We start from the raw sequence: 2,779 nt of genomic DNA, 5'->3' as shown, positions 1-2,779 counted from the left end.
CCCGATGAGGTTAAGGCGCGGATTGTCGCCGAGACGTTGCGGCCCGGAGCAACCATTAGTGAAGTTGCGGAGCGGCATGGGCTGAAGCCCAACCATATTTCCTCTTGGCGAACCCTTGCGCGGTAAGCGCCAAGGCGCCCCCGTCTGACGCATTGGCTTGAGTTGGATTATTTGCACGTCTGATTTGATGACGGTGTGAGTTTCTATGTCTGCTCCTATGCCCAGTGATAGAAGTTTCCAATTGCTAGAGGTGGTGCCGGGCCGGATGGACAGCAGTCCTGCGGTATCGCGGCGCAATTGGCCCGATGAGACCAAGGCTCGTATCCTTGAAGAGGCGCTTGCCCCGGACGCAAACGTGTCGGCAGTAGCGCGCCGATACGGAATGTCGCCCTCGCAATTGTTCGGCTGGCGGCGCAAAGCCGTTTCCAAAGGCCAGGTTGAGCGGCTTGAGACGCCGAGCGAGGAGCATGCTTGCTCGGGCGGGACTGTCGAGATCGAGATCGCAGGTGCCATGATCCGGGTTGGCCCGACAGTCAGCGAGGATCACCTGCGCCGGGTCCTGCGCGCTGTTCGGTCCGCATGATCCCCTCGGGCGCCAAGGTATTTTTGGCCAGCCATCCGGTGGACTTCAGGAAAGGACCTGATGGTCTGGTCGGTCTAGTGCGCGACGCCGGAGCAGATCCGTTCGACGGCTCGCTCTACGTTTTCCGGTCAAAGCGCGCTGATCGGGTCAAGATCGTGTGGTGGGATGGCACGGGTTTGTGTCTTTACGCCAAGCGGTTGGAAAAGGCGGCGTTTTGCTGGCCGCGGATCGGCCGCAGCCGGGTCCACCTGAGCCATGCGCAACTGCTGGCGCTGGTGGAGGGCATGGACTGGAAGCGGGTGTACGCGGTGCCTGAGAGCCGGCCGCAATCGGCTGGGTAAAAGCCTGCGGCAGACTGACTCACTGACGCAAAATCCCAGGCAATCCGGGGTGTTTTATGCCATAATGCGGTCATGGCTCCGACCGATCCGCAACAGCTCCCAGACGACATTGACGCCCTTAAGGCGATGATCGCTGCTGCCCATGCCGAGATCGCCGAACTCAAGGTCATCAACGCCACGGCCGACGAGCGTATCGCGCGACTGACCTCGATCGTCGCCATGCTGCAGCGCGCCCAATACGGCACGCGCTCTGAACGGCTACGCCACGACCCGCTCAACGATGAGCAGATGGCCTTCGTGTTTGACGAGATCGAAACCGGCATTGAGGAGATCAAGGCTGGGCTGGAAGCACGCGACAGGAACAGTACCGCTCCCCGTCCGTCGCGGCCGCGAAAAGGCTTTGCTCCACACCTGGAGCGCATCGAGCAGGTCATCGAGCCCGAGGTGCCGGCCGACTGCGTTGGTCTGGAAGCTGTCTGCATTGGCGAAGACGTCTCCGAACGGCTCGATGTGACCCCGGCGACGTTCCGCGTCATCGTCACCCGTCGTCCCAAATATGCCTACCGGCTGGCTGACGACGAAGATCGCATCGTGCAGGCGCCGGCGCCCCATCACCTGATTGTCGGCGGCATCCCCACCGAGGCGCTGCTGGCCCAGGTGGCGGTCAGCAAATATGCCGATGGCTTGCCGCTTTACCGGCAAGAGGAGATTTACGCCCGCGATGGCGTGGAGCTGGACCGCTCGCTGATGGCCCAGTGGATGGGGCGGCTGGGCTTCGAACTCGAACCGCTGGCCCAGTACGTCCTTCACACCATCAAACAGGGCGAACGGATCTTCGCCGACGAGACCCAGTTACCGACCCTGGCGCCGGGCTCGGGCAAGGTGAAGACCGCCTGGCTCTAGGCCTATGCTCGGGACGATCGACCGTTTGGCGGATCAGGACCGCCCATGGTGGCCTATCGGTTCGAAGACTCTCGGTCCGGCGATTGCGTCGCCCGGCATCTGGATGGTTATCGCGGTATCCTGCAGGTTGACGGCTATACTGCCTATAACCGGCTGGGCAAGCAGAGCGGCGCCAATGACGCGGTGACCCTTGCCGGGTGCTGGGCACACGCGCGGCGCAAGTTCTTCGATCTCCACTCCAGCGATGCCTCGCCCTTTGCCAGCACCGTGGTCAAGGCCATGGCCCCGCTCTGGGCCAGCGAGGAGGATATCCGCGGCCACAATGCCGAACTGCGCGCCAGCGTACGGGCAGAAAGATCACGTCCCATCGTGGCCGAGCTGTTCGCCATGCTGGACCGGGAGCTGCCGCGCCTGTCAGGCAAATCCAAGCTGGCCGAGGCCATCCGCTATACCCTCAGTCGCCGCGTCGCACTCGAACGCTTCCTTGCCGATGGTCGTATCGAGATCGATTCCAACATTGTCGAACGCGCCATCAGGCCCCAAACCATTACCCGCAAAAATGCTCTCTTCGCCGGATCGGATGGTGGTGGCCGGACGTGGGCCACGATCGCCACGCTGCTGACAACCGCCAAGATGAACGGCGTCGATCCAAATGCCTGGCTCGCCGACACGCTCGAACGCATCGCAGGCGGCTGGCCAAACAGCCAAATCCCAGACCTCATGCCATGGAACTTCAAACCCTAACGGCCTCGCCTACGCGCTTACCTTGCGCGGAGGGGGAGGCTGGTGCTGCCGGCACCAGAGGATGCGGTGGAGTTTGCGACGCTGGTGGTCGCTCCGGTTGATGAGGCACTGGCGGCCGCGGATCGGGCGGCATCGGCTGGGCCCGAGGTCGTGGTGGGATCGGTGATCATCCGGCTCGAGCCTGGCGCCTCGGCGGTCCGGATTGCCT

General features: G+C 63.1%; 3 protein-coding genes and 1 pseudogene. All 4 read left to right on the top strand.

What is annotated here, in order from left to right; genetic code table 11:
- The coding region (locus DevBK_RS21045; protein ID WP_410494123.1) for a transposase at positions 1-126 on the top strand (126 nt) is incomplete at its 5' end.
- A gap of 139 nt (positions 127-265) precedes the next feature.
- Positions 266-583 carry a transposase gene (locus DevBK_RS21040; RefSeq protein ID WP_410494122.1) on the top strand — a complete coding sequence of 106 codons (318 nt, stop codon included), beginning with the start codon at positions 266-268 and terminating at the stop codon, positions 581-583.
- Positions 580-924, top strand: a complete 345-nt coding sequence (gene tnpB / locus DevBK_RS20965; RefSeq protein WP_317186940.1) for an IS66 family insertion sequence element accessory protein TnpB — start codon at positions 580-582, stop codon at positions 922-924. Before DevBK_RS21040 ends, tnpB begins: the two co-directional genes overlap by 4 nt.
- Positions 925-996: 72 nt before the next feature.
- Positions 997-2,571, top strand: a pseudogene (gene tnpC / locus DevBK_RS20960) (IS66 family transposase).
- The last annotated feature ends 208 nt before the right edge of the window (positions 2,572-2,779 follow it).

Origin of the sequence: Devosia sp. BK (assembly GCF_032907385.1) — a bacterium.
GTDB lineage: Bacteria > Pseudomonadota > Alphaproteobacteria > Rhizobiales > Devosiaceae > Devosia.
Note: the sequence above shows the minus strand (reverse complement) of the source record. Positions and strands in the feature narration are given on the sequence as shown.